General features: G+C 56.0%; 28 protein-coding genes. 22 read left to right on the plus strand and 6 right to left on the minus strand.

What is annotated here, in order from left to right; translation table 11 throughout:
* Window positions 1-17: 17 nt before the first annotated feature.
* The 7 genes from V1475_RS13320 to V1475_RS13350 all read left to right on the plus strand — a co-directional run bounded on the left by V1475_RS13320 (window position 18) and on the right by V1475_RS13350 (window position 4,833).
* A complete protein-coding gene (locus V1475_RS13320) occupies window positions 18-1,196 on the plus strand; it encodes a thiolase family protein (protein WP_479413130.1) in 1,179 nt (392 codons plus the stop codon).
* Complete coding sequence (locus tag V1475_RS13325; protein WP_479413131.1) at window positions 1,193-1,609, plus strand: Zn-ribbon domain-containing OB-fold protein; 417 nt, start codon at window positions 1,193-1,195, stop codon at window positions 1,607-1,609. The genes V1475_RS13320 and V1475_RS13325 overlap by 4 nt, the downstream gene beginning before the upstream one ends.
* Before the next feature lie 3 nt (window positions 1,610-1,612).
* Complete coding sequence (locus V1475_RS13330; RefSeq protein ID WP_479413132.1) at window positions 1,613-2,356, plus strand: SDR family NAD(P)-dependent oxidoreductase; 744 nt, start codon at window positions 1,613-1,615, stop codon at window positions 2,354-2,356.
* Window positions 2,357-2,361: 5 nt separating this feature from the next.
* A complete protein-coding gene (locus V1475_RS13335; RefSeq protein ID WP_479413133.1) occupies window positions 2,362-2,793 on the plus strand; it encodes a PaaI family thioesterase in 432 nt (143 codons plus the stop codon).
* 66 nt (window positions 2,794-2,859) lie between these two features.
* On the plus strand, window positions 2,860-3,564 hold the full coding sequence (locus tag V1475_RS13340) for a CoA transferase subunit A (RefSeq protein ID WP_479413134.1): 705 nt from the start codon (window positions 2,860-2,862) through the stop codon (window positions 3,562-3,564).
* The gene (locus V1475_RS13345) at window positions 3,564-4,193 is read left to right on the plus strand and encodes a 3-oxoacid CoA-transferase subunit B (protein ID WP_479413135.1); all 630 of its coding nucleotides are present in this window, start codon (window positions 3,564-3,566) and stop codon (window positions 4,191-4,193) included. Before V1475_RS13340 ends, V1475_RS13345 begins: the two co-directional genes overlap by 1 nt.
* 67 nt (window positions 4,194-4,260) lie before the next feature.
* A complete protein-coding gene (locus tag V1475_RS13350) occupies window positions 4,261-4,833 on the plus strand; it encodes a helix-turn-helix domain-containing protein (RefSeq protein WP_479413136.1) in 573 nt (190 codons plus the stop codon).
* A gap of 71 nt (window positions 4,834-4,904) precedes the next feature.
* Here V1475_RS13350 and dctP read toward each other — a convergent pair whose 3' ends face one another.
* Genes dctP through V1475_RS13365 form a run of 3 tightly spaced genes read right to left on the minus strand, consistent with a single transcriptional unit; the run spans window position 4,905 to window position 7,861 of the window.
* Window positions 4,905-6,005, minus strand: coding sequence for a TRAP transporter substrate-binding protein DctP (gene dctP / locus V1475_RS13355; protein ID WP_479413137.1), 1,101 nt, complete (start codon window positions 6,003-6,005; stop codon window positions 4,905-4,907).
* A gap of 33 nt (window positions 6,006-6,038) precedes the next feature.
* Window positions 6,039-7,364 (minus strand): TRAP transporter large permease, encoded by a 1,326-nt coding sequence (locus V1475_RS13360; protein WP_479413138.1) that lies wholly within the window; start codon window positions 7,362-7,364, stop codon window positions 6,039-6,041.
* Window positions 7,361-7,861, minus strand: a complete 501-nt coding sequence (locus tag V1475_RS13365; protein WP_479413139.1) for a TRAP transporter small permease subunit — start codon at window positions 7,859-7,861, stop codon at window positions 7,361-7,363. The genes V1475_RS13360 and V1475_RS13365 overlap by 4 nt, the downstream gene beginning before the upstream one ends.
* Before the next feature lie 1,011 nt (window positions 7,862-8,872).
* Here V1475_RS13365 and V1475_RS13370 point away from each other — a divergent pair.
* The 13 genes from V1475_RS13370 (at window position 8,873) to V1475_RS13430 (ending at window position 19,794) form a co-directional block, all read left to right on the plus strand.
* Entirely contained in the window at window positions 8,873-9,997 is a 1,125-nt protein-coding gene (locus tag V1475_RS13370; protein WP_479413140.1) for an integrase arm-type DNA-binding domain-containing protein, read from the plus strand.
* A gap of 136 nt (window positions 9,998-10,133) precedes the next feature.
* A complete protein-coding gene (locus tag V1475_RS13375) occupies window positions 10,134-10,292 on the plus strand; it encodes a helix-turn-helix domain-containing protein (RefSeq protein WP_479413981.1) in 159 nt (52 codons plus the stop codon).
* Window positions 10,293-10,327: 35 nt separating this feature from the next.
* Window positions 10,328-10,705 carry a hypothetical protein gene (locus tag V1475_RS13380; RefSeq protein ID WP_479413141.1) on the plus strand — a complete coding sequence of 126 codons (378 nt, stop codon included), beginning with the start codon at window positions 10,328-10,330 and terminating at the stop codon, window positions 10,703-10,705.
* Window positions 10,706-10,887: 182 nt separating this feature from the next.
* Window positions 10,888-11,127, plus strand: a complete 240-nt coding sequence (locus V1475_RS13385; RefSeq protein WP_479413142.1) for a helix-turn-helix transcriptional regulator — start codon at window positions 10,888-10,890, stop codon at window positions 11,125-11,127.
* A gap of 1 nt (window position 11,128) precedes the next feature.
* Complete coding sequence (locus tag V1475_RS13390; RefSeq protein WP_479413143.1) at window positions 11,129-13,411, plus strand: VapE domain-containing protein; 2,283 nt, start codon at window positions 11,129-11,131, stop codon at window positions 13,409-13,411.
* 597 nt (window positions 13,412-14,008) lie between these two features.
* The gene (locus V1475_RS13395) at window positions 14,009-14,635 is read left to right on the plus strand and encodes a hypothetical protein (RefSeq protein WP_479413144.1); all 627 of its coding nucleotides are present in this window, start codon (window positions 14,009-14,011) and stop codon (window positions 14,633-14,635) included.
* Window positions 14,628-14,915 carry a hypothetical protein gene (locus V1475_RS13400; RefSeq protein WP_479413145.1) on the plus strand — a complete coding sequence of 96 codons (288 nt, stop codon included), beginning with the start codon at window positions 14,628-14,630 and terminating at the stop codon, window positions 14,913-14,915. Before V1475_RS13395 ends, V1475_RS13400 begins: the two co-directional genes overlap by 8 nt.
* Before the next feature lie 216 nt (window positions 14,916-15,131).
* Complete coding sequence (locus V1475_RS13405; RefSeq protein WP_479413146.1) at window positions 15,132-15,932, plus strand: Shedu anti-phage system protein SduA domain-containing protein; 801 nt, start codon at window positions 15,132-15,134, stop codon at window positions 15,930-15,932.
* A gap of 276 nt (window positions 15,933-16,208) precedes the next feature.
* A protein-coding gene (locus V1475_RS13410) for an IS3 family transposase (RefSeq protein ID WP_479413147.1) occupies window positions 16,209-17,398 on the plus strand; the annotation gives its coding sequence in 2 pieces (ribosomal slippage) (window positions 16,209-16,461 and window positions 16,461-17,398; 1,191 coding nt in all).
* A 568-nt stretch (window positions 17,399-17,966) separates the two neighbouring features.
* A complete protein-coding gene (locus V1475_RS13415) occupies window positions 17,967-18,626 on the plus strand; it encodes a hypothetical protein (protein WP_479413148.1) in 660 nt (219 codons plus the stop codon).
* Window positions 18,623-19,057: a hypothetical protein gene (locus V1475_RS13420; protein WP_479413149.1), complete on the plus strand. Its 435-nt coding sequence runs from the start codon at window positions 18,623-18,625 to the stop codon at window positions 19,055-19,057. Before V1475_RS13415 ends, V1475_RS13420 begins: the two co-directional genes overlap by 4 nt.
* Window positions 19,058-19,249: 192 nt before the next feature.
* Window positions 19,250-19,594: a hypothetical protein gene (locus V1475_RS13425; RefSeq protein ID WP_479413150.1), complete on the plus strand. Its 345-nt coding sequence runs from the start codon at window positions 19,250-19,252 to the stop codon at window positions 19,592-19,594.
* The gene (locus tag V1475_RS13430; RefSeq protein ID WP_479413151.1) at window positions 19,591-19,794 is read left to right on the plus strand and encodes a hypothetical protein; all 204 of its coding nucleotides are present in this window, start codon (window positions 19,591-19,593) and stop codon (window positions 19,792-19,794) included. Before V1475_RS13425 ends, V1475_RS13430 begins: the two co-directional genes overlap by 4 nt.
* Before the next feature lie 216 nt (window positions 19,795-20,010).
* On the opposite strand, the gene V1475_RS13435 is transcribed toward V1475_RS13430, so the two are convergent.
* Window positions 20,011-21,687 (minus strand): DUF6119 family protein, encoded by a 1,677-nt coding sequence (locus V1475_RS13435; protein ID WP_479413152.1) that lies wholly within the window; start codon window positions 21,685-21,687, stop codon window positions 20,011-20,013.
* Between the two features lie 173 nt (window positions 21,688-21,860).
* Between V1475_RS13435 and V1475_RS13440 the strand changes: the two genes are divergently transcribed.
* Window positions 21,861-22,337 carry a hypothetical protein gene (locus V1475_RS13440; protein ID WP_479413153.1) on the plus strand — a complete coding sequence of 159 codons (477 nt, stop codon included), beginning with the start codon at window positions 21,861-21,863 and terminating at the stop codon, window positions 22,335-22,337.
* Between the two features lie 48 nt (window positions 22,338-22,385).
* Here V1475_RS13440 and V1475_RS13445 read toward each other — a convergent pair whose 3' ends face one another.
* Window positions 22,386-23,060, minus strand: a complete 675-nt coding sequence (locus V1475_RS13445) for an SEC-C metal-binding domain-containing protein (RefSeq protein ID WP_479413982.1) — start codon at window positions 23,058-23,060, stop codon at window positions 22,386-22,388.
* Entirely contained in the window at window positions 23,057-24,166 is a 1,110-nt protein-coding gene (locus V1475_RS13450) for a cyclic GMP-AMP synthase DncV-like nucleotidyltransferase (protein ID WP_479413154.1), read from the minus strand. Before V1475_RS13450 ends, V1475_RS13445 begins: the two co-directional genes overlap by 4 nt.
* 93 nt (window positions 24,167-24,259) lie before the next feature.
* Here V1475_RS13450 and V1475_RS13455 point away from each other — a divergent pair, with 93 nt between their 5' ends.
* Window positions 24,260-25,018, plus strand: coding sequence for a Cap15 family cyclic dinucleotide receptor domain-containing protein (locus tag V1475_RS13455; RefSeq protein ID WP_479413155.1), 759 nt, complete (start codon window positions 24,260-24,262; stop codon window positions 25,016-25,018).
* The last annotated feature ends 42 nt before the right edge of the window (window positions 25,019-25,060 follow it).

The raw sequence follows: 25,060 nt of genomic DNA on the forward strand, positions 1-25,060 counted from the left end.
CAGATAAGGAGACTCAAATGAAGAAAGTGACCTCAGCTGTGGTCGGGATCGGGGAAGTGCCGTCTGGCAAATACCCGGAACGATCCGAACTCGACGCCGCGATGACCGTCTGTCGCGATGCTATCCTTGATGCGGGCCTCAGCCCGCGCGATATCGACATGATCCTGCCCGTCGGCGCGCTGGCGAATTCCCATTGGCAGGTGGACCTCGTGTTCTCGCGCCTTTGCGAAGAACTGGGCATGCTGCGCAGCGTGAAAATGAACTGTCAGATCATGGCGGGCGGCGCGACGTCTTCGTCCGTGTTGACCGTTGCCGACGCGCTGATCGCCTCCGGTCAGGCCAAACGTATCCTCGTGGTGCATTCCGATGCGGTCGGGTCTCTGCCGAAACAGCGCGGGATCGACCTCTTTGCCACAACCGGCGTCTCCGAAGAGTGGGAGGCCCCCTATGGTCACAACATGAACGCCGTGGGCGCTCTCGCCGCCGCGCGTTACATGCATGAGACCGGCACCACCGAAGAAGAAATGGCGGCGGTCTGTGTCAGCCTGCGCAAATGGGCGGCTCTGAACCCGAACGCGATGTATCGTGATCCGCTGACCATTGAGGATGTGCTGAACTCCAAGATGATCGCGACCCCGCTCCGGTCGCGCCACTGTAATATGCTGGCCGATGGGGCGAGCGCCTTTGTCGTGGCCGCCGCCGATGACGCCAAGGCAATCACCGATATGCCGGTTTATGTGCGCGGGCACGGCTCGCTCGTCACCCATTACACCCTCAGCCAGGACACCGATCTCGCGAAGCTCGGCTTCAAAGAGGCAGGTGCACAGGCCTACGCAGAGGCCGGTATCGGGCCAAACGACATCCAACTCGCCTCCATCTATGACGCCTATCCGGTCTGGCCGCTGATTTCTCTCGACGGGCTAAACCTGTGCCGTGGCGAGCGGGCAGGGGCCTTTGTCGCAGCGGGAGAAACCAGCCCGGGCGGATCGCTCCCGATGACGACGAACGGCGGGATGCTGTCGATGGGCCATACAGCCGTCGGTGGCGGCGTGGCCGTGATGGTCGAATGTTTCCGCCAGATGATGGGCAAGGCCGGCGACCGTCAGGTCGAAAATCTCGTCAACGCAGTCGAAACCGCCTCCGGGGGAACCTGGATGGACTCTCATGTCACCATTCTGTCGAGGGAAGCAGCATGACCAACGTATCCCGTCCCCTTCCGCACCCAACCAAATGGTCCGCCCCCTATTGGGAAGCGGCCAAAGAAAAGAAGTTCGTGATCCAATACTGCAATGATTGCGACAAGCCGATCATGTATCCGCGCAAATATTGCCCGCACTGCCTGAACGACAATCTCGAGTTCCGGCCCTCCGCAGGCACGGGCGAGATCTACACCATGACCGTGCAGGTCGCCGGTCCGCCGTCCGGCTTTGGCGATAAACTTCCGTATGTCATGGCGGTCATCAAACTCGACGAAGGCGTTCAACTGATGAGCAACGTTGTCGGAGACAATCGACAAGACGCCAAAATCGGGGATCGTGTCTCCGTTGATTTCGAAACAGTCGAAGACGGGGAAACCGTTCTGCCTGTCTTCCGCTTGGTGGAGCGCTAAACGATGGTGGAGAGTGCATCTCGCGTTGTGGTGATCACCGGCGGGGCGCAGGGGATAGGCGGCACAACAGCCGCCATCCTCGCAGCCCAGGGCTATACTGTCCATTCACTTGATCTCAAGCCCAACCCCTCGGACGCGATCCAGAGCCACATCTGCGACGTGACCGATGAGGCGCGGCTGAAAGACCTCGCGGAAGAGATCGGGCCGATTGACGCCCTGCTGTGTGGAGCAGGGATCAACTTGCGCCCTCGCGACAGCCGTCCGGAGCAGATCGACCTCGATGCCTGGCGCAAGACGCTCGACATCAACCTCACTGGCACGCTCCTCACCGTGCGTGCCTTCCGCCCAAAAATGCGCAACGAAGGCTCGATTGTGACGATGGGCAGCGTCGCAGCACTGGTCGCAATGCCGCTCGCGGATGCGTATACGGCGTCGAAGGGCGCCATAGCAGCACTCACGCGATGCTGGGCCGTCGACTATTCCCGCTTTGGCATCACTGTGAACTGTGTCTGCCCCGGTCCCGTCGATACGGATATGATGGCGGGCGTGCGCGAGGAGTTCAAAGAAAGCGCTCAGGTCCAACTGCCCCAACAGCGCATGGCGCGCCCGGAGGAAGTCGGGGAGCTGATTGCCTTTTTAATGTCACCGAAAGCGACATATATTTCTGGCGCAATCATTCCTGTGGATGGCAGTCTGACGGCACATAGTGCGGGCATGCCTTTCCCGCGCCGCCGCACAGGAGAATAAGCACAATGACCCCCGTATCCGATGATGCCGAGCCCATCCACCCCGAGGCAGCGAACCAACCGCCCTTTGCAAAACTTCTCGGGCTGAAGATTGTGTCTGCGGTTCCTGACAGGATCATTGCCGAGATGCGGGTCACGCCTGAGCTGCTTAACCGCAATGGCACGCTGCATGGTGGTGCTGTCATGGCGATTTGCGACAACATCGGAGGCACAGGTGCGTTTATGAATTTGGAGCCGGGCCAGGGCACGGTCACCGTAGAAAGCAAGACGAACTTTCTACGAGCCATTCCCGCAGGGGACATGGTGCGGGCCGAGTCCATTCCGATTCACAGAGGGCGCCGCACGATGCTGTGGCAGACCACGGTCACGCGCTCTGACGGCAAAGTGGCCGCAATCGTTTCACAAACGCAAATCGTGCTTGAGGATCCGTCTTTCTGATCACTCCGAATGAGGGTGAAATGGAACAGACGGGTCTGATGACGCGGGCAGGTAAGGAGAACATGAATGAGTAAGATTTACGGTTCTGCGTCGGAGGCCCTCGACGGCCTTCTGACGGACGGGATGTTGATTGCAGCGGGGGGCTTTGGCCTGTGCGGAATTCCCGAGTTGCTGATTGATGCAGTGGTCGAGAGCGGTGTGAAGGACCTGACGGTTGCGTCCAACAACGCAGGTGTGGACGGCTTCGGCCTCGGCAAACTGCTGGAGACGCGCCAGATCAAAAAGATGATGTCGTCCTATGTGGGCGAGAACGCGGAGTTCATGCGTCAGTATCTTTCCGGAGAACTGGAGCTCGAATTTAACCCGCAGGGTACGCTGGCCGAGCGGATGCGTGCGGCGGGTCACGGCATTCCGGGGTTCTACACCAAAACCGGAGTCGGCACGGTGATCGCCGAGGGCAAAGAGCACAAAGAGTTCAACGGCGAGACCTACATCATGGAAGAGGGCATCTTTGCCGATCTCTCCATCGTGAAGGCGTGGAAAGCCGACGAAAGCGGCAACGCGATCTTCCGCAAGACCGCACGCAACTTCAACCCGCCGGCAGCGATGTGCGGCAAGGTCTGCGTGATGGAGGTTGAGGAAATCGTGCCGACCGGATCGCTCGATCCGGACTGCATCCACCTGCCGGGCATCTATGTCCACCGCCTCATTCAGGGCGACCACGAAAAACGCATCGAACAGCGCACGACGCGCAACCGGGAGGAAGCATAATGCCTTGGGATCGCAATCAAATGGCGGCACGCGCCGCACAAGAGCTGCAGGACGGCACCTATGTGAACCTCGGCATCGGCATCCCGACGCTGGTTCCGAACTTCATCCCCGAGGGCGTGACCGTCACGCTGCAATCGGAGAACGGCATGCTCGGCATGGGCCCGTTCCCTTATGAGGGCGACGAAGATCCGGACCTGATCAACGCCGGCAAGCAGACGATCACCGAGGTCCCGAACACCGCCTATTTCGACAGTGCGACGTCCTTTGGCATGATCCGCGGCGGCAAGATCGCCATGGCGATCCTCGGCGCGATGGAAGTGGACGAAAAGGGCGATCTGGCGAACTGGATGATCCCCGGAAAGCTTGTCAAAGGTATGGGCGGCGCGATGGACCTCGTCGCGGGCGTGGGCCGCGTGGTGGTCGTGATGGATCACACCAACAAGCACGGAGAATCCAAGCTCCTCAAAGAATGCACCCTGCCGCTCACCGGCCAAGGTGTCGTCAACCGAGTCATCACCAACCTCGGTGTGCTCGACGTGGTCGAAGGCGGTCTCAAAATCGTCGAATGCGCCGACGGCGTGACGGAAGAAGAGTTCCGCGCGGCAACGGAAGCGACAATCATCGGTTGAGGGTGAACTTCTTGTGCTAATTTGTTTTCTTTATATGATAATGTGAGGAAACATTCAGAGGTGGCCATTGCAGCAAGACGAGAAGATAAGTGAACTCGGTCAGCGACTAAGAGACGTTCGAAAGCGGGCGGGGTTCACACTGGATTGGGCTGCAGGACAAGTCGGTGTTACCAAAGGATATTTGTCAAAAGTAGAACGCGGGCAGGCTACGCCGTCCATTGCTGTGATGACAAAACTCTCGGAGGCCTATGGCGTCAGTATGGCCGAGGTCTTTATGCCCGAGGGAGAGCGCAAATCCATCAGCGTTTTGCGCGCAGGCCAGCTCCGACAGATCAACCGTTCCGGGACAAATCTCGGGTATCGCTATGAGATTGGCGATTTGACGAAGGCCAACCCACGGTCCGAAGTCTTTTTTCTCACGCTTCCGCTCTGGTCCAAAAAGGAAAGCCCGCCGATCAACCGGCACAAGGGCGAAGAGGTCTTGCTCATGCTCGAAGGGCAGATGATGTTTAAATACGCGGGTATGGAACTCATCCTGAACGAAGGCGATTGCATTCAGTTCGATGCGGATCAGGATCATTTCGGCTACGCCATCGGTGACAAAGAGGCACGGGCCTTCGTCGTCTTGATCCGCGACTGACGTTTCATTGATCGTCATGCAGAAAGGGCCCGCAATGCGGGCCCTTTCATTGGGGGAGGAGCTTTGCTCACTTAGCCGGCACAGGCCTTGATGGCCTCCAGATCGGGGAAGCTCGACAGGTTCCGCCCCATCGCAAACTCACCCTGCATTCCGCGCCAGTTGCCGTAATCCTGCAGGTAATCAAGCTGGGACGCCGCCACTTTCGCGTAGAGCGGGTTTTGGCAGGCTTCCTTGACCAGAACACTGTTGGCGATGCTCTGAAGCTCTTCCAGATCGGCGTCCGAGAGCGTGTCGACCTGCGTGCCGACCGCCATGAATTCTTTCACCGCATCCGTCGAGGTCTTTTCGTAGTGGCCGATTGTCCAGAGCATATTGGCCATGGCCGCGACTTCGAGAATGTTCTTTTGCTCGTCCGTCAGGCTGTCCCAGACCGAAAGTTCGATCATAATGCCATTGAGCGATCCCGGCTGGTGCCAGCCCGGTGACTGCCAGTAGTCCGTCACCTCGTCGAAACCCATGCCGAGATCGGTAGACGGAGCGGAGAATTCCGCAGCATCCACGACGCCGCGCTCCAGCGATTGGTAGACTTCCGACCCGGGCAGGGTGACCTGTGCGGCGCCGAGCGCTGCGAGTATTTCCCCCTGCGGGCGGCCGGACATCCGGATGCGCGCGCCGTCAAGAGAGGCGAGATCGGGTAGCGATTTGTTCGCGCGCAGGCCGGACTCTGTGGTCACGAGCATGATGGGAATGTATTTCATCCCATACTGGCCATAGACCTCGTCAAACATCTCGCGGCCACCCCATTCATTGGACCACAGGATAAAGTCCGGAAGGGTGAAAAACATCGGGAACGACCCGAGGAGCGAAAAGGTGCTGTTGGTGCCTGCCCAATAGCCGGGCCAGTCCGTCGCCATATCGACGCCGCCGGACTGCACCGCACCAAACACTTCGGTCGACGGGACGAGTTGACCGCCAGGGATGAAATCGATCTGCAATTTGCCGTCGCCGATCGAGTTGACGAGTTCGACAAAATGCTTGTCGGAATCGATCAGGTTGATCCCCTCCGGCCAAACGCTGGTCATGCTGAGTGTGACCTCTTCTGCGGCAACCGCCGCCGAGCTTGCAACTGCCAAAGCTGCTGCGAGCGTCGCTCTTTTCAGTGTTGTCTTCATGTGGCTCCTCCCACTTGGTGAATGGCGATTGGGTTATCGCCCGAAAATCTGTTCCGGCAGCCAGGTGATAATCCCCGGGAAAACGGCGCAGAGAATGCAGCCCAGGAGGATCAGCCCGACAAAGGGTAGAATCCCGCGGTAGATATGTCCGATCGTGACACCCGGCGGTGCGACCCCCTCGAGATAGAAGAGCGCGTAGCCGAACGGCGGTGTCAGGAACGATGTCTGTAGAACGATGGCGACCATCATCACGAACCAGATCGGATCAAACCCGAAGGTGTTGACGATGGGCAGAAAGACCGGAAGGCAGATCAGCACGATCCCGAGCCAGTCGAGGATCATCCCGAGCAGAAACACGATCACCATCATCGCGATGAAAGTGCCCCACGGCCCGAGGCCGAGATCGCCAATAAACTGCGCCACGATCTTTGCCCCGCCGATGGCCACGAACACGCCCGTAAATGCCGTCGCGCCGACCACGACAAAGAGCACCATGGCGGAAGTTTTGGCAGAGGCCCACAGAGCTTCGGCCAACATTCTCCAGCTGAACATTCCACGCACGATCACGAGGATCAGGGTCAGAAAGGCGCCGATGGAGGCGGCTTCGGTCGTTGTGGCGATGCCCGCAAAGATGGACCCGAGCACGCCGAGGATCAACAGGATCGGGGGGACGGCGCAGGTCAGGGCCTGCAGCATCAGCTCACGACCGCTCACGGCGTCGAGTTCGTCCTGGCTCGCCGGTGGGCCCCAATCGGGGCGGATCGTGGTGACGATGAGCACGTAGAGCGCATAGAGCGTCGCGAGCATCAGACCCGGCATGAGAGCGGCGGCGAACAACTGACCGACAGAGATCTGTGCATAGCTTCCGAGGATCACGAGCATGATGCTCGGCGGGATCAGAATGCCGAGGCTCCCACCCGCTGCGATGACGCCGGTGCTCAGTTCCTTTTGATAGCCGTATTTGAGCATCGCAGGCAGCGCCAGCATCCCCATGACGGTCATAGAAGCGCCGATAATGCCGGTGGTCGCAGCGAGGATCACAGAGATGATCACCACCGCAATGCCGATGCCTCCGCGTTGACGTCCGAAGGACAGGCGGAGCACGTCGAACATCTTGTCAGTCACGCCAGAGTCACTGAGCAGGCGGGCCATCAGAATGAACATCGGGATCGCAATCAGGATGTAGTTGTCCATCTGGCTGTAAATCCGGCCGATGAGGATCGGCATGATTTTCAGGCCTGGCCCGAGCCATGCGAAGATGATCGACAGGCCACCGAGAACGAAGGCGAGCGGGTGTCCGGAAAAGATGCCGAGCAGCAGCGCGACAAACATGGCCAGTGTCAGAAATTCGGGACTCATGCCGGTTGTCCCGTCCGCAAGGTTTTTACGGCGTTCGCGCAGATCGCGAGACACTGAAGGGTCAGCATCGCCCCAGTCACCGGAATGATGGTTTTGACCCAGGCGACAGGCACAGCTGCGGCACCTTGGCTCCGTTCACCATAGGTCCAGGCGCGGTCTGCAAAGCTCCAACCGTAGTAGATGAGCGCGATGCAAAACGGCAGGAACAGGATGAGGTAACAGGCCAGATCGAGCGCGGCCTGTCCCCGCGGCGGCAGGCGGTCATAAATGAGCCCGACTTTCACATGCTCACCATCGACGAGCGCATAGGCCGTCGCGAGCGTGAAGTGCAGCGCAAAGAGCTGCGTCGCGACATCAAAGGCCCACGGAAGCGGGGAATTCGCGAACTTTCTGAGCAGCACGTCGGCGACCGAGAGAAACATGAGCGCAAAGAGCACCCACGAGACGAGCCGACCAACGATGCTCGAAAATTCCGAAATTTTTGCAAAGATAATCATTGTCGTGCACCACCCATCCACAGCACAGAACTGCAGACACGGGCGCACGGCTTGGGTAGCCGAACGCTATACATGAAACCTCCTCCTCCAAAAAGGTTGATAAAATGTTTTCATAAGGGAAACTTTCTGTCAACTTTTTATGCAGAGAAACTTTTTCGCGTTGGAAATACGTTGTTTGAAGATCTTCGGATGGGGAGTTCACACATCACTTTCGATGCAGCCCGTTATGAAATTTGTGAAGAAAAAAGTGATTAAAATCAATGGTTAGTTCGAGCGTCTATATCATGCAGTTCGACGCAAAAGTTTTTAAGAAACTGAATTTGTCTGCCGTTAGATAAGTTCGGGCAGTTCGTCACACGAACCAATAGAGGGACTCGCTCCGTTGACACTCAGGAGCCGCGGTATGTGAACGACGGTTGCCCAATCGTAGACGGAGGCCCACAACGCCAGATCCAGCGTATCGGTCACGTTTTGACTCGATTTTTGACACGCGGTTGCGGTCGGCCTTGATCCGGCATTTTGGGCGTCCGTCGGCTTTGAAAAATGGGGGTGGTTTCATCTGCGCGTGCGCAATTCCCCTGAGCGGGCAGGTTTTCGGTCAACTCTTTCGGAAAACGTCTGCGCCAGATATAATCTTGCGGGCGCTGTTCGAGGTGAGGGATGCGAAAGAATTGGTTTTTGAGTTTTGACACCGGCTCTGACTCCTTTGTGCCTCCGGTGTGACCGGAGCGTGTAAAGCGGTGTGTCAAACTGGACCCAAAACGCGAAAAGCGCCCCGCGAGGGAGCACTTTTCGCGTTTATTTCCAACCATTTAGTGTGTGGTTGGCTCCGGCGGTAGGGATCGAACCTACGACCAATTGATTAACAGTCTGAGATTGCGAGTAAATCATGGTCCATTCGGGCTCATTCGGGGCGTACGACCCCTTGAAAACATAGCAATATCATCCCGGTAGCACCATCCAGGCCAACCTGGATCAATCGCAAACACTGTACTCGGGACTGTACTTTTCATGACCATATTCAAATTCACCGAGGCCCGTATCAGGGACCTCCCACTTGGCTCGGGCATCCATAGGGACACCGATGTGAAAGGGCTGATGTGCATCTGCCACAAGACCTGCAAGACCTTTGCCGTTCAAAGCGACGTCCGCAGAGAAAAGCGTCACGTTCGGACTGTGAGGGTCAAGATCGGACGGGCTGACCATATCCGACTGGCCGAGGCCAGAAATGAGGCCCGAAAACTCATGGCCACAATCCAGTCTGGCGTTGATCCCACGGCTAGGCCGGAGTCCACCGGCATCACGTTGGAACAAGCTCTGAAAGAGCACCTGAAGGAGCGTGAACTGTCCGACGCCACGGTCAGAAACTACCAGTACCATATGGACAACTACCTCGGGCGTCTTCGGCGCCGTGCCGTGGCTGACATTACGCGTCAGGACTGCCGAGAGCTTTTGGGCCAGCTCACAAAGCGTCACGGCAAGACCACGGGTGGTTCGGTCATGCGCACCGTTCGAGCTCTTGTGAATACGGCCCGCCGCCATGACGAAACGATTGGGGCAAACCCGGTTGATGCCCTTCGTGTCCCTGCAACCCCGAAACGGGAAGTCGGGGAATTGGACATGGCCGGTTTCTGGTCCACGACCGAAGCCATGTCTCCCCTGATGCGTGACCTGCAACGGACGTTTCTTCTGACGGGTGCACGGAGAACATCGCTGCTAGGTGTGAAATGTGCCGACTTCGATGCCGAGGCTGGCGTACTGACTTTCACCCACATGAAAACGGGTGGAGCTTGGTCCTTCCCAACTGGCCGCTGGTTGACCGAAACCCTGAAGGCCAGAATGGCAGAGGACGAGCCTCTTAACTCGCCCTGGCTTTGGCCGTCACCAGGGTCAGCCACAGGCCACGTTGCCGAGCCGAAGCGGGCTGGTGTTCCGTCTCCCCACGCACTTCGTCACCACGCCAGAACGATGATGATTGCTGCTGGTGTGCCTTATGCAGAAGGGGCACTTCTGTTGGGTCAAAGGCTTCCAGGGGCCTCTGGCGGGTATGTGCATCAGACGCATTTGGTTGAAGCCCTTCGGCCCCATGCTCAAGCCTTAGAGGATATGGTTTTGGCCAAGGCTGGTGTTACGTGAATGATGGTACGATGCCTTAACACGTTGGCATATCGAGACCTTGCAAGCTGATAACCTGATTTCATCGCTGTCCATTTGGGCGCACTTGGATATTGGAGTTATCAGCATGAGCAATCCACAAACTGACACACCTTGGATGACAACCGAGGCCGCTGCCAAATACCTTTCGGTCTCGCCTGGCACCATGCACAATTGGCGTAGCAAGGGCACTGGTCCTTCTTACAGAACCGTTGGCCGGATCGTCCGTTATCACCGTGACGACCTGGACACTTTCATGATGTCGGGGGCCGCGTGATGCGAACGATTACAGTCACACAGCACCGAGACCCGATGCCGGACTATTCCGACGAAGAAGACCGGTATGAGATGGCCAAGCTGCTCCTGCAAGAGGCTGAATTGGACAGCACCGACCCGGTTGAGCAGGTGATTGAGGCCAGTTGGGCTGCGGGCTTCAACGGCTTTGACGACGCCTGTCTTCGATTGCTTGCCGAGTTTCTGGGTCTTTTCCCGATTGATTGGATGCAAGACCAGCAGGGGAAAATAACCGTTCAATTCGGCACCGCTTTGGATGCGATCAACTCGAATGCAGACAACGTGAATTTCTGGGAAAACGGATATTTGCGGGACGAAGCCGCAAGACGTGAGCCGAACAGGTGGCGTGTCCATGAGGCGGAACTGGCAAGACAATTCCACCAGCATTTGACCTAAGACCAACGGTCCGCTTCGAAGGCGAGGCTAAAGGTTTCGTTACACCAGCGTTCGTTGCGTGCGGGTCAAGTGTTGGTATGCGGGGGAATTTGGGCACGGTATTGTTCTGATCGGTAGACCGGATTGCCACAGCCGCCTAGCAGGGCAATCCGGTCGATACTTTAGCATATAGGAGGCCTGCCATGCCTGAAAATGAAGATAACGCCGCCAAGCCTTCTGGCACACCATTGAAAGACCTTCTGACGACGAAGGAAGCCGCAGCCTTGACCGGGCATCCGGCAACCACGTTGATGGCCTTTCGCAATCGCCGAAACAACACCAAATATAAGAATGCTGGTCCTGATTTCGTAAAGATTGGGACAGCCGTTTTCTATGAACGTTCTGTGATTGAGGCATACAACGCCAATCGTAGGGGGGCCTGAAATGGGTGTTCATACCGATGCGTCGCAACTGACGCCCTTGCTGGCCAGTGGATACCAGCTTCTCCCTTTGCATAAGTTCTCGGCCGAAGATGAGGTTAAGGGCAAGAAACGCAAACGGGGCAAGTCCCCGATCGACAGCAACTGGATGAAGCGGCCCTATAAATCCCAAGATCAAATCAAGCACATGGAGGCAGGCAACAACGTCGGTGTTCGTCTGCGGCCTTTTGAACTGGTCTTGGATGTGGACCCTCGGGGTTTCCCCGAAGGTGAGACACTTGCGACGGACAATCCGTTCAAACGGCTCTGTGCAGACGTTGGCCTGAACATCAATGACTATTCGACCGTTGAGACCGGCTCGGGTGGCCTCCACATCTACATGACCAAGCCAGAGGCTATTTCCACCCGAGACAGCCTCAACGAGCTATATCCCGGTGTCGAGTTCAAGACGGTTGGCCGTCAGGTGGTTGCTCCTGGATCGATCCATCCCGACACCCAGAAAACCTATACATGGAAGGTTGGCACGCCCGAGCTTGATGCTTTCGGTGCTGAGGCTGCACCTAAGGCCCTTGTCGATCTGATCCGAAGACCGTCAGGCAGCGTGGCAACTGGTGGGGGCGAACACGATCAGCAAGAATTGGCTCAGATGCTTGAGCACCTGGACCCAGCCGACTTTGCAGACCACGACGATTGGCTCGCTTTGATGCAGGCTTGCCACCATGCAACGGCAGGGGATGGGCGTCAGGAGTTCGTGGACTGGTGCACTCAGGACCCCGCATATGCAGATCACGGCACTCTGATCGGCATCCGATTGGATAGCCTTCACGCCGACAATGACGGAAATCGTATTACCTTCCGCACCCTGCATAAGCTGCTGAGGGACGCTGGGGCCGAAGATGCCATTCCTAGAACGCCGGCAGCAGATGATTTTGACGACGACCTGGACCAAACCGGAGTGCCAGCAGGGGCAATAACCACGCCCAAGAGGAAGCCGGTGCATGAAGGTGGTTTGATCGTCAACAAGAAGACCGGCGTAGCCCCCGACACAGCCAAGAATGCCCTTAAGGCAATTACCGGCTCCAAGCTCGATCCAAGGTTTGACGAGCTCAAGCAGCGGGTTGTTCTGATGGGTGAATTGCCTTGGGGTGAAGGCTATGGCCGTGTGCTGACTGACAAGTTGCTCTTGTTGGCCCGCACGTTCTTGATGGAACAGCACCAGCGTAAGGACTACCAGCCGTCGAAGGAAAACGTGCAGGACGCAATCACAACGGTTGCCTATTTCTACAAGTTCAATCCGATCCTGGACTACCTGGATAGCTTGACCTGGGATGGAACCAGCCGGGTGAAAGACCTCTTCACTGTCGCCTTTCAATGTGGCCGGGACGAATACACCGAGGCCGTCTCACAATGCTTTATGGTCGGGGCCGTAGCTCGTCAAAGGCAACCCGGCTGTAAGCTGGATACGATGCCAGTCATCAAGGGGCCGCAAGGCTCTTTGAAATCTACGGGCATTCGGGACCTGTTTTCCCCGGATTGGTTCAGTGACGCAGAGCTTGGTGATCTGAGGAACAAGGATGCAGCCATGAACCTGGAAGGTGTCTGGGTGCATGAGTTTGCCGAATTGGCCGGTCTTCGGGCAAGTGACATGGACGTTCTCAAAGCGTTTATGTCCCGAGCCACAGACAGGTATCGGACGCCCTATGGTCGCAACACCGAGGATCACCAACGCCGTGTTGTATTTGCGGGCACGGTGAACGAAGGCGGCTACCTGAGCGACCCTACGGGTGCTCGGCGTTTCTGGCCGTTGGAAATGGCCTCTGGCTCCAGGGTTGATCTGGGCTGGATTGCTGAGCATCGAGACCAGCTCTGGGCCGAAGCTGATGCGTTGTTCAAATCAGGCGTTGGCCACGTATTGCCTGAGCCTTTGTGGTCGATGGCAGCAGAACGCCAGGCAGACGAAACGGTTGATGATCCTTGGGTTGATAAGCTGGCTGTCATGCTCAGCAACCGGCAAACGGAACGGCAGGCCTTTGAGGCTGGCACGGGAGACTACGCCGAGGAAGTGATAGATGGGGAGCGGGTTGCCTCGCCGTTGCGTGAGCCTCCCCCCGCCGACAAGGTGCATACCCAGGACCTGCTCAGCTATCTCGGCTTGGAAAGCGACCGGCAGAATAAAGGCCATGCGCAGCGTTTGCGGCGTTCTATGGAAACCCTGGGCTGGAAGCACAGACGGGGCGTCAGGTTGGGTGGCCGTGTTTCGGCAGGGTATGTCCGAGCTGATGAGTGACGTTCTGGCAATCGGAGCGTATCAATTCGGTCACGGCGTTGACGATCGTTGATCTTTGTTGACCTGAGACGTCGCTTCTAAGGCCTTGTTTCGGAACACTTGTTGACGATGTTGATCATGTTGATCTTAAAGCAATATATCTTGGTAGAATAAGCCGATTAGGCATAGGGCACGGACCAAGGCATAGGGGTAGCGTGCAATCCGGATATATATAGCGAAAACGGTCAACGAAGATCAACGTCGTCAACAAGGCAATAAAAACAATGCGTTACGGAATGCTCCGAAAACGCCTTGTTGACGTAGAATTCTTCTAGCTTGGAAGACCGGGACTGCACAACGTTGTGAGCCGGCACACTCCCTTGTAAATCGCTGGCATACGGCTCCAACGGAACACGACATTCTGACCTCGAACGGCAACGAGGATGCTATCCGTGAAAAATCCGAAGTCATCAGGCCGCACAGATAGGCCGCCCCATTGATATTGAATTGGGCGTTCTGGCGTCTGGGGCGTGAATGACCTCAAGGGCTTAATCGGCACCTACCTCAGCCAAGCACAGTGATGAAGACAGAATAGGCACCCAAATGAGCTTGATGAGGATGAACCGGATTAAACCGGCCAGTGACCCGCGGATGCCTTCCAAGATTGCAGCAATCACCCGCCCCATCTACGGCGAAAAGGGTGACGAGTTTCTGCTCTATCTCCGTCAGTTCGGACACATCACCTATGCGGCCAATATGACTGGCCTGACCCGGCGGACCTTCTATGACCGGCGTGCAAAGCATCCCGACTTTGCGGAGGCTTGGGACGAGGCCCTGGCAGCTTTCGAGGAAGAATTGACCATGCGGGTGGTCCAGACGGCCTTGGAGATGGGGACTGGCAAGTGGGTGCCGGTGACCGATCCCGAGACGGGCGAACCCGAGTTGGATGACGACTTCGAGCCGGTCTACCGTTTCGAGACGGCCAGCGTCGATCCCCGTGTCCTGAACAAGCTGCTATCCCTGCGGATGAGTTCTGTCGATGGACCTGCCCAGACCAATGTCCAGATCAACAATTCCACGAACGTTCAAACCTCCCTGCCTGCTAAGCCCAAGCTGGTTCAGCCGGAAGGGACTGTACAGAGGCCCGTGGTGACCGAACCGGTTTCGGGTAAGCGACACGATACGATCGACGCCGAAGTCGTCCAGGGGACGCCACAGGAGACCGGGGGAACATCTGATGACTGATCCGATTAACCAGATAAACCTTGTGCGACCCGGTGGCGTTGCCACCGTGGCATTTGCCGATGGTGGCGAGACCATGCGCATCTGCTTGGGTTATTTGCATGACCCAGACGATGGGCTCTTAGCGGAGATGAAAGCCAACCGCGAACCCGTTCCCTGGCAATCCGCCAAGGTGAGAGACGAAGCAATCGGGGCAGTCGAGAGACGCAAGGACCTTGAGGATGAAACCCGCACTCAATTGGTCGAATGGATCGTAGCCACGCCCTATTTTGAGGACCACTAACTATCGAAGGCAAGTCGCACCTTCCTTCGTTTAGAACGTTGACCTAACTTGGAATTCAGGGTGTGCTGTGGCGCGAAGTGAAAGATCGTCAGTAGCCCAGACCAAGTTGTGTTGCGAGATGTGCAAAAGTTCACTTCCTGCTAGTGATTGCAATGTGTTGAGAGCCTTTAGGCCCTGTGCGATAGTCTCAACCAAAAAAAATGTGGGTTCTTTTTGATGAGCACTTCAACCAACGAGGACCTTAAGTCCCAGTATCTCAGCTTGCTTGACGAGGAGCGTAAAGAGCAAGTTTATCAAGACTTTATTGAGCAGCATACAGGATTGATCCCGCGGATGTTCGTGCAAAACCACGGCGTTCATTTTGGACTCGTTCTTCGAAAATTGCCATTTGGCGCCGATTACAAATCAGATTTCTTCTTTTTCTCGAAAAGCAGCATCGATTGGCACGCTGTCCTCATTGAGATAGAGAAGCCGTCTTCCCGATACTTTAAGCCCAATAGCAACGAAATCAGTTCGGAATTTCAGAAAGCCATCCACCAGATAAAGACTTGGGAGGCTTGGTTAAATGACCAAGCCAACGCAGCTGGATTTCTAGCATCGTTGAGCGCACTGCAAGTTCCAGCGCACATGGCAAGACACCCCACTACGTTCAAGTTTGTATTAGTACATGGGCGCAGAGCCGAAATCGAAAACAGTCTGCAGCGAAAGCAACTGGTTAAGTCGTATGAAACCCCCAACTTCAAGATCATGTCATTCGACAGTCTGGCGGAAAACTTGAACGGAAATTGCGCTTTGAATATCGGGGTGCGTCACAACGAGTTTATCGATGTTATTGGCGATGAAATCTGTGATGGCCAAATGGTAGCATGGATGGAACCTACGCATTTACGGGTGAGCAAGGCATTGCATGACGTTTTGAAGGCAGGTTCTGTCGCGCCAAAACAAGTGTCGATGCAAAACGGAAAACCCGTTGATACTTGGGTCAAGGCATCTGAAACGATTAGGGTACGGAAGTGAGCGTCAAGCCAACGATCAGTATCGGGCGATAACTACAGTCGTTGCAGTTCTCGGTACAGTACTTGGTGTCACCGCTGGAATCCAAGTATTTGATTTCAAATTTATCTTTGGGGAAGGCTCTATTGATCCAATGTCAGAGGGGCGGCTTGTTGGCTTACTTGCCCGCGAGATAACGGCACGGTGTTCCGGACGCCAATGACGCCCGAGAACCCCTGACCTGCCACGGGATTTTTCCTCCACCATCGATTAGAGTCCGACCCAACATGAGGACGGACAATGAAACGAACGAGATTTACGGACGAACAGATCATCGGTATCCTGACGGAGCATGAGGCAGGGGCGAAGTGCGCAGACCTGTGCCGCAAGCACGGCATGTCGGAGGGCACTTTCTATAACTGGAAAGCCAAGTTCGGCGGCATGACAGTGTCGGAGGCCAAGCGGCTGAAAGCGCTCGAAGATGAGAACGCGAAGTTGAAGAAGCTGCTTGCCGAGCAGATGCTGGACCTCGCCGCGATGAAAGAGCTGGTTTCAAAAAAGTGGTGACGCCTGCCGTGAAGCGCGAGGCGGTCGCGCATCTGAAGGCCCGGTTCGGGCTGTCGGAACGGCGGGCGTGCCGGATAGCCGGAGCCGATCGCAAGATGGTTCGCTACCGATCGCAGCGTGTGCCTGACACTGTGCTACGTGGCAGGCTGCGCGAGTTGGCCAATGAGCGACGTCGGTTCGGCTACCGGCGGCTCTTCGTGCTGTTGCGCCGCGAGGGCGAGCCTTCCGGCATCAATCGGATCTATCGGCTCTACCGCGAGGAGGGACTGACAGTGCGCAAGCGGCGGGCACGGCGCAAAGCCGTGGGAACACGGGCCCCGATCCTGGTCGAGGTCCGCCCCAATGCGCGCTGGTCGCTGGATTTCGTTCACGACCAATTCGCGAATGGACAGCGCTTCCGGGTGTTCAACGTGGTCGACGACGTCACCCGTGAGTGTCTCGCCGCGATCCCGGATACCTCCATCTCGGGGCGGCGTGTTGCCCGTGAACTCTCGGCCCTAATCGAACGCCGTGGAAAACCCGGAATGATTGTGAGCGACAACGGCACGGAACTGACCTCTAACGCCATCCTGCGGTGGTGTTCCGAGCACCGGATCGAATGGCACTACATCGCACCCGGCAAACCGATGCAGAATGGTTTCGTGGAGAGCTTCAACGGGCGGATGCGCGACGAGCTGCTCAATGAGACCATGTTCCGCAACCTGGCTCATGCCCGCGTCGTGATCTCGACCTGGGCCACCGACTACAACACCGAACGCCCGCATTCAGCTTTGGATTACCAGACCCCGGCTGACTACGCGCAGACACTGACCACCGCAATCGCCCGCCCCGCTGCGCGAGATGAAAGCTCCGCGCGTCGGGCGATTGCTCAACCCGCGCCGGATGGCGTAAATATCAACCGGGCTCAAATCGTAGCTGGATGAAAGTTCAGTGGCTGGTCACCCCGAATGAGTGAACCTGCGACCCGGTCAATCCCGCCCTTGCCCTCAATCTCCTACGCCAAGACGAAGCAAGCAGCCACGGCGTTGGTCATGGAGGCGTTTGAAGATTTTCCGCCGTCCTCAGATTTCTCAATGCGGGCCAATGCCGTTCGGTTGCTGGTTGGCATGTGGTTCATCCACGGCAGTATGTCCTTTCCCAGAGGCTGGGTGACGCCAGCGATGCAGGCATTTATTGAAAGGGGGATTGATTGCCCAAATCCTCGATGCTGGCGCTCTTACAGGTCAGATGTGAAAGACAACCCTGGCCAATTCCTTTCAACCCCAGGGGCACCGGTTGATCTTATCCGGCAAATGGAACTCGACCTTATGGGCGAAGCCTGAGCCAGCATTTCACGCTGCACAGTCACACGCTGGCCCCCCGCAGCAGGCAAACGCGGCAACGTATAGCTGTTGGGTCATTTCAACTCCTTTCCCGACACCGGACGGCTAGCATGTTTCTCCTTTTCAGCTAGCCGTCCGGCTCCCCGACAATCACCAACCGAGGACCGATATGGACAAGAAGGAACTGGACCAACGCTTTGATGAACTGAAAGCCGAGCGAGAACGCCTGAGCGGGGAACTCGACAAAGCCCGCATCGAGGCCAGAGAGGCCATGATTGCCGGGAAGAAGCCCGGTGGAACCGCAGCCGCATTGGCTGAACGGATCGCAATCGTGGACGATGCCTTGGCCGAGCTTCAAGATCGCAGCCGAGGGGCTGCCGAAAGTGCTGAACGGAATAATCGCCGGCGTCGTGCTGAGGCTGCACTTGATGCCACATCGAAGCGGGCCAAGCTCGCCGCCGCAGTGGATGATGCTCTCAATGCTCTGGCGTCTTCGTGGGATGCTTACGCCGATGCCCTGCGCAAGGACGTTGGGCAGGTTTCGGGTGCCGGTGGCGACCTGACCGCTGTTGAACGGGCACTCACAAACAACCGTTCGGCTGAACCCTTGGTGAAAGCCCTGATCCAGTCAGGCGGCGTCAAGCTCGCCCGCACCTTTGGCATCGATACCCCGATCCGAGAACGCCACGCCATTTCCCTCGCTGATGCCGAGGCACGGGTGGCCGAAAGCCTCCGTGTGGAATTGCTCCGCATCAAGGCATCATCCCCGCAACCTTACGTGTCCCGCGAGGCACAAGCTGAACTGGAAAAGATGGAGGCCACACGATGAGCCAAGAAGGACAACGCCATGCCGACGAGTTGGCACGGCTGGAAGCACGCAAGAAAGACCTGGAAGACGCTTTGATGCGGCTGGCCCGTGATGAAGCCGAAGCCCAGGAAGTCGCTGAACTGGCCCTGGAGGTCGAACAGCTTGAAGACCAAGTGGAGACCGCCCGAGCTGCGGCGAATATGGAGAAGACCATGACCAAAGATGTGCGTAAGGCCGCACGGCTGAACCGTGAAGCCGCCGAAACCCAGCTCGATACGCTGGCCAAATCGATGCAGCAGGACGGCGAAACCTTCGAGAAAGCCTACCTGCGAGCGCTCGGTTCCGACATGGGCAAGGCGCTGATGCAGACCCGTGACGATGCTCAGGAACTGGAGCGGGGCGGTATCACCAGCATGGACGTGGCCGAAGCCCGCAAAAGCTTGCAGGCCTAAGTTCCGCCCATTTCTAAAGGTTGCCAGGCTCGCATCATCATTTGGTGCGGGCCTTTTCCGTTTCCAACATCTTAACGCACCGAACGCCTCTGCCAAATGAGGATATGCCGGGGCTTGACGTTTTCCTATTAAATGGACCGTTCACGCGAATCACGTGGACGTAAAACCAACTTAAACGTCTGGAGAACGAATATGTTCACAAATACCTCTCAATACGAGGCCCAAGGCGGAGACAACGTTCAAGACCTTGTGCACCTCAATCTCGTGGTTCCTCGTTGCAGCGTCGAGAACGGCACCGTCGATAGGTTGCGGAAAGCCGGCAAACTCAGCGAGGAAGAACTACGGATCATTGGCCTTGTCGAACACCTGGTCGAAAAGCACGGATACCTCTATGGAGCAGGTCTCATCCATACTTTGCATTACAGCATGGACTTTGCGGGCAACGACGAAGAGGTCGCGCTGAAGGCAATTGACGAGACCGTGCAGGAACTCATCGGCGCGTTTTCTCGCCCCTATGATGAGGTGGAAGCAGCATGAATGGGATGGTGATTTCAAACGCGGTCAAACTGGAGCAACGCCGAGACGAATTGTCCGACCAGCTCTATGACGCGGAAGTTCAATTGCAAGGCGAGTTGGTCGAAGTTGTGCGCCAAATTGCCGAGGGCAAATCCGTACCCCCGGCAATTGCTTTGGTCTTGGCCAGGAACCAGTTTCCTGACGTGGACTTTCTGGACTGATCCGCATCAATCCAAGTGGTTGCAGCCACTTCGGGCATTATAGCCATAGGCGACGCAGCGGGCCAGACTTGCTGCGTCGTTTCATTTTGGATGGAAATCAGCCAGAAGTCTGTGCTCAATACTGTGTCGAATGGTCAGCTTCCCCCTAAGAGCAAAGCCAATCAAAGACTTAGCGGGTCATTCCAGCTAACAAAATATCAGATGTCAGAGAATTTTCTAATCTTCTTCACCAGCCTCCGCATCTGAGGCTGGTTTTTGAATGAGCTCCAGCGCAACGGGAATGCCGAACTCCTCTAGTCGTTTGACAGCGGCTTGCAGGCTGACCTTGGAGAAAAACGGCAAACCCAATGATCCGTCTTTGTATGGCTTCCTCATTATGCCATACACCACCTTGAAGTCTGTGCGGACTGGCTTTTGAGCGGCCATAGGCAGAAGATCTTCAAACGCGTTGCCACATGCTTTCTTGTCGCTCTCACTCTTAACGATTCTGCGCAATTTCACTTTAAAGTCATGATCGGAAACGAACGCCTCGGCGCTCACTACCCCCTGAGACCAGAGGTGGCTAATTGACCCCGATGAATGACCATCCTTGAGATGGATGAACTCGCGCGATGTCGAAAAGAAATCGCAAGGCTCAAGGTTTCCGTACTTAACGCCCTTCGGGTTGATCTTTTTTTGGTCCAGCTTCAGGAGATCGTCTCGGGTATTCACCAGTTCTTCGATTAGGTCTCTCTCGTTGAGGCACGTGGTTGGTCCTACGATGTTGACTTTCTCCAGGGCATCATATGCCTCATCTACTTCGGCCTTGAAGTCCTGATCGACACAATACCAGCCCCCAGCGAACAGAACGTAGTATTTTTCGTTGCCATCTTCCCCAAGCGAGGTTTCGCAAATGAAGCAATCATAAACTTTCCATTTTTGATCGAACTTCTCGTCGTTGTCTTTCTTGGCTGAGATGTAGTGTTTTTCTTTGAGTTCGATTACCTCGCCGTCAAAATCGCACCTGTTTAACTCCGCAACGTAGTCTTCAATTGATAGGCTTTCAAAGTCGGAGCCGTTACTTCCGAAGCCATTGTAGTGCAATTGATTCCCTTCTGTGTAATCGACAATTTCTGGAGGCGACATATGGAGGTCAGCGTTTTCGCCCGCGCGCAATTTTCCCAACGCTTCAAATAGTTTTTCATCTAGTTGGGCGATCATGTCTTTCTCAGAGACCATCTGCATACGGTCAACCCAGGAGAAATCTGCCTTGTAGTCTTCTCGGAGGTACATAGCCAAAATTCTATCGCATAACGCCTGAACTTCGTCGGGCTTGTCCTTTGCGATCACTTTGAGGGCGTCCTTACCCGCCACAAACTGCGCGAAGTCCTTGTTTTTAGGTGTGCCTGCCGCCACCCTTGCAAGGTCTCGATACATATCGACACCGAATGCTTGCAAGTCGCTATCCTTGCTGGTTTGAACCCGTTTTTGAACAGTGACAGCATCTGGTGTTGCCGTGTCAAAACTGCGTAGTTGCTCGCGTGAGACTGCATTTAGCGTGACTTTCAGGCCGAATTGCCTAACGAACGCGTCATCGTTTAATGCGATGTGCACATGGCCGAAACAGATCGCGAGTATTCTTCCCCCACTCGGCACAAACAGCACGGCACCAGCACCACTGGCAAAAAGGTCGCCAGGAAGATCAGGGCTACCGGTTCGAATAAAGTCTGTCCAGCCTGGCGGGTTATTGTAAATTTGACCAACATAGAGGGTCGCGCCGTCAATACTTTCCCAAGGCCGTTGTTCAAGTTCGCGGGGTTCTCCCGGTGCAAAGCTTGGTCCAAATGCGGTTGCTGCGGTTCGTCCTGCTCGGAGTAGGCGCATGTTAAATTGGTAGTGTTTTACTCGTGGCACTCGGAGCCTCCAAATGCGTTGATGGTACCTAGTAACGCAAAGATTACAACGAGGGATTGAGCGGTTTCTGTCTGAAAACCAAAATTTCCATCTCGCAAAAATATTTCAGGGGGCTCGCGGGGGGCCAGCTTCCCGACAACATTGGATCACCAAGTCCAAAAAGGAGACCTGCTATGACCGCCTATGTTGCAACTGCCCCTGACGGATCGGAACATAACCGCAAGACGGATCGAACCTATTCTCATGCTGTTCTGCTGGATGGCAAAGACGGCTGGACAGCAGTGGGTTTCTGCGGTCGTCTTGACCTCGCCCAAAAGAAGCAAGGCGAGCATCCGGGCAGTATCTTTGTCGAAGTCAGAGAACTCGGGGCTACCGATGCTGACAAGACCAAGGCCGAGGCTGCCGAAGACGCCGAGCAAGTAAACCAAGAAGCTGAGGGTACAGCCGAGACCGACACTCCAAAGCGGACGATCAGTCGCCTCACTGAGAAGCTGCTAATGGACGAGAATTTGGGCTATGCGGCGATCGTGGATCAGGTCGTGGCCGAGTTCCCCGACGCTAAGACCACTACGCGTTCAGTCGCATCTGTTGCGGCCGTTATGCGAAAGAAGGGTGTGGATGTCCCGATGCGCAAGAAGTCAAAGGGCTAGGCGTTTTTGTAGTTGGCGGCCTTCGTGGTCGCCGACCCTAGCAGTTTCTTAGGCGGCTTTTCGTGGCGTGATCGTGGCGTGCATCCGTTTTGCCATAAACGACGGAATTCTTTGGCTCAACCTTCGGAGATCATCGCTGTGACAGTCCCGCAGGCGTTTTCCGCTACCGCAAGGACACAATGCGTGTCCTTTAATTTTCTGGCGAGAAAGCAGGTGAAGATAGTCTGCTATGACTTTTGCGTCGGGGGCCACGCCGAAAAGATCAGCATAGCTTTCTAGAACGCCGAGAACGCCATGTGATCTTTCCCCATAGGGCCAACTGCCATTGACCTCAAAGTGGGTCTGGCTGACGAAATAGTCGTGCATCGGTCCAGTGAGAAAGGTCTCAAACCGATGATTTGGTGCCGTCAATAACCACTCTTCCCATACGCCCAAGCAGCAGTTCCCATCCTCTGGAAAAACATGACGATCAGCTATCCGCGGAATACGCCCTCCGGTCTCGAAAACGACTGGTTCTTCAGCGGGAAATCCCGCTGTCACTCCCGCCTGGATTTTGTAGGAATCGAAGACCCCATCTGGCGTATCGACTGGCCCATCGGGTCCACAAGCAAGGAACTGGCCCTCAAGAATAATTAGCCTTTCTGTTCGTGAAACGCTCAGCTCTGGCTGATGATGAGCTACTGCCTTTTGCACCTCAGAATAGAGGGCGTCCGGTATCGTCACTCCGCCCAAGGTTTGCCACCGCTCCCGCTCTCTTTCCGGGCGTTGACCGCCGACTCCATTCGCGATTGCTTTTCGCTATCTGAGAGTGCGGCCGCTGCTTTCGAGGAAAGGAATGGTGCGGCCAGACCGGCACCACCAAGAGCGCTCTTGGTTTCAAGGGGAGCACTGGAGCTGTTTGCCACATTCTTAGAAGCATCGTCAAAAAAGCTATGACGGAAGACGGTCTTCCAAATCTTGTTGGCTTCTGAATCTGTGATGTCGTCCGCGTCGAGTTTGTCGAGTTCCTTTACGGAGTCTTTAGCCTGGTCGATCAACCGACCAATGCGGTCGGTATCCTTGTCGTCTGATACTTGAACTCCGTTGGCAAACACGGGCGTATATTTCGAACGCTGTGACAGGCTGCGAAGCGTCTCCCGGAAGGACCTGTCGTCGCGGCCGTCATCCGCCGTGTAGCACTCAATGAATAGCGCGGTAGCGACCAAACCGCCGGGAAAAGACCTTTTGAGCCTTGCGGCATGCGTCTTCGAGAAGAACTTACCAAATCGGATGATGCGTCGTAGCTGGCAGCTGCCCGAAGTCTCTGGGCTTTTCCAGGAAACCTCTCGCTCAATCCACTGGTTCATGGCGGCAGGGTCGGAGGCAACCCACTCATCGCCCGAAGACAGTTCGTAGCGCCAGCCTACATCGGTCCAGCGCCTACGGAACACGGGGAAATCACACTGATACCCGTCCGCATACACAACCCGGACACACTTTTTCTTGGTCACCGGATCGTTCTTCATATTCGTCGCCTTGCGGGCGATTGCTTGGCGAACCCAATCACGGGTGGTTCTCGGTCCATTGGCATCGTCCTGATCGAAAACGATGCCAAGATCAATGTCGTACCGGCTTTCCTGGTCGGATTCCGGCGGTTGGGTCATGGTCTTTTGAGCGTAACCACCTTGATTGATGGTTTCTTTGAAGGCTGGCTTTTCCAGTTCTTCGAGACCCTTCTCGATACGGTCGAGATTGGTTTCGCGTCTGCGCTTCATGTCCGCGCGCTGATCGTTGCTCAGCCGGACGTGTTGGTTGTGAAAGCTGGAAATCCGCTTTGAGAAATCATACATTTTGGGCACCTGCCTCTGTCGATCCCCTCTATCTGGTGGGCGCGCCGACGAAATTCAAGGGGATTGGGTCAGAAAAGAATCGGAGAACGAATCGTGTATTCACTGTTGCCTTGGAGATGGATTGGTTCCGCTGTCGCGTTGATTGTGGCGGTCTCGCTTTACGCCGACGACATTGCTCTGCTGTTAGGTTTTACTGTGACCGACCAACACCTCATCCGATACTTACCTCCCGTGCTCTTGGGTTTCCTCGCGGGGTTTTTCGGGCCCACTGGCTACTGGGCACCTTGGCGGATTGTCTGGCGCTGGATACCCGCTTTCAACAGATGGCTACCTGACCTGAATGGAGTATGGCTGGGGACAACTGGCTCCAATTGGCCGACGATCAAGAAGATGCTGGATGGGGCGCAGGCTTACTCGGTCACTAACAAAGAAGAGTTGCACTCAACGCAAGAACAGGTGGATGCTATGGCCGTTCAGGTAACGGCCTCCTTGTTCCGATTGAAAGTCGAGGCTGGCCTCAGTTCGACCGACGGGCGTTCGCATTCGATTACCGCGAAGCCCCACCGGGATCAGCACTCCGGGCGGATACATCTCACCTACGTCTATGACCAGACTTCGCCAAATCTGGCCATCACAGACGAGGAAAGGCATATGGGTGCTGCCGACCTAACCATCGACCCTGACAACCTCGACGTAGCCGAAGGAGTGTATTGGACCCGAAGGAATTGGCAGATAGGGCTCAATACAGCAGGGCGCCTTGAACTGCACCGATCCACTCAACGCAAGGAAAAGGGCAAATCTCTATGTCAATATGCGGCGGAGGAGAAAAAGCGTTTAGAGGCGGGTAGTTAGCGATAGAACATGGAACTGGGTCACAAATGATCCACAAACACC

It is taken from the genome of Celeribacter sp. SCSIO 80838 (assembly GCF_056498065.1).

Bases quoted from the DNA above. Each gene is read 5' to 3' on its own strand.
- V1475_RS13320 (WP_479413130.1), top strand. From the start codon at position 18: ATGAAGAAAGTGACCTCAGCTGTGGTCGGGATCGGGGAAGTGCCGTCT.
- V1475_RS13325 (WP_479413131.1), top strand. From the start codon at position 1,193: ATGACCAACGTATCCCGTCCCCTTCCGCACCCAACCAAATGGTCCGCC.
- V1475_RS13330 (WP_479413132.1), top strand. From the start codon at position 1,613: ATGGTGGAGAGTGCATCTCGCGTTGTGGTGATCACCGGCGGGGCGCAG.
- V1475_RS13335 (WP_479413133.1), top strand. From the start codon at position 2,362: ATGACCCCCGTATCCGATGATGCCGAGCCCATCCACCCCGAGGCAGCG.
- V1475_RS13340 (WP_479413134.1), top strand. From the start codon at position 2,860: ATGAGTAAGATTTACGGTTCTGCGTCGGAGGCCCTCGACGGCCTTCTG.
- V1475_RS13345 (WP_479413135.1), top strand. From the start codon at position 3,564: ATGCCTTGGGATCGCAATCAAATGGCGGCACGCGCCGCACAAGAGCTG.
- dctP (WP_479413137.1), bottom strand. From the start codon at position 6,005: ATGAAGACAACACTGAAAAGAGCGACGCTCGCAGCAGCTTTGGCAGTT.
- V1475_RS13360 (WP_479413138.1), bottom strand. From the start codon at position 7,364: ATGAGTCCCGAATTTCTGACACTGGCCATGTTTGTCGCGCTGCTGCTC.
- V1475_RS13365 (WP_479413139.1), bottom strand. From the start codon at position 7,861: ATGATTATCTTTGCAAAAATTTCGGAATTTTCGAGCATCGTTGGTCGG.
- V1475_RS13370 (WP_479413140.1), top strand. From the start codon at position 8,873: ATGACCATATTCAAATTCACCGAGGCCCGTATCAGGGACCTCCCACTT.
- V1475_RS13375 (WP_479413981.1), top strand. From the start codon at position 10,134: ATGACAACCGAGGCCGCTGCCAAATACCTTTCGGTCTCGCCTGGCACC.
- V1475_RS13380 (WP_479413141.1), top strand. From the start codon at position 10,328: ATGCCGGACTATTCCGACGAAGAAGACCGGTATGAGATGGCCAAGCTG.
- V1475_RS13385 (WP_479413142.1), top strand. From the start codon at position 10,888: ATGCCTGAAAATGAAGATAACGCCGCCAAGCCTTCTGGCACACCATTG.
- V1475_RS13390 (WP_479413143.1), top strand. From the start codon at position 11,129: ATGGGTGTTCATACCGATGCGTCGCAACTGACGCCCTTGCTGGCCAGT.
- V1475_RS13395 (WP_479413144.1), top strand. From the start codon at position 14,009: ATGAACCGGATTAAACCGGCCAGTGACCCGCGGATGCCTTCCAAGATT.
- V1475_RS13400 (WP_479413145.1), top strand. From the start codon at position 14,628: ATGACTGATCCGATTAACCAGATAAACCTTGTGCGACCCGGTGGCGTT.
- V1475_RS13405 (WP_479413146.1), top strand. From the start codon at position 15,132: ATGAGCACTTCAACCAACGAGGACCTTAAGTCCCAGTATCTCAGCTTG.
- V1475_RS13415 (WP_479413148.1), top strand. From the start codon at position 17,967: ATGGACAAGAAGGAACTGGACCAACGCTTTGATGAACTGAAAGCCGAG.
- V1475_RS13420 (WP_479413149.1), top strand. From the start codon at position 18,623: ATGAGCCAAGAAGGACAACGCCATGCCGACGAGTTGGCACGGCTGGAA.
- V1475_RS13425 (WP_479413150.1), top strand. From the start codon at position 19,250: ATGTTCACAAATACCTCTCAATACGAGGCCCAAGGCGGAGACAACGTT.
- V1475_RS13430 (WP_479413151.1), top strand. From the start codon at position 19,591: ATGAATGGGATGGTGATTTCAAACGCGGTCAAACTGGAGCAACGCCGA.
- V1475_RS13440 (WP_479413153.1), top strand. From the start codon at position 21,861: ATGACCGCCTATGTTGCAACTGCCCCTGACGGATCGGAACATAACCGC.
- V1475_RS13450 (WP_479413154.1), bottom strand. From the start codon at position 24,166: ATGTATGATTTCTCAAAGCGGATTTCCAGCTTTCACAACCAACACGTC.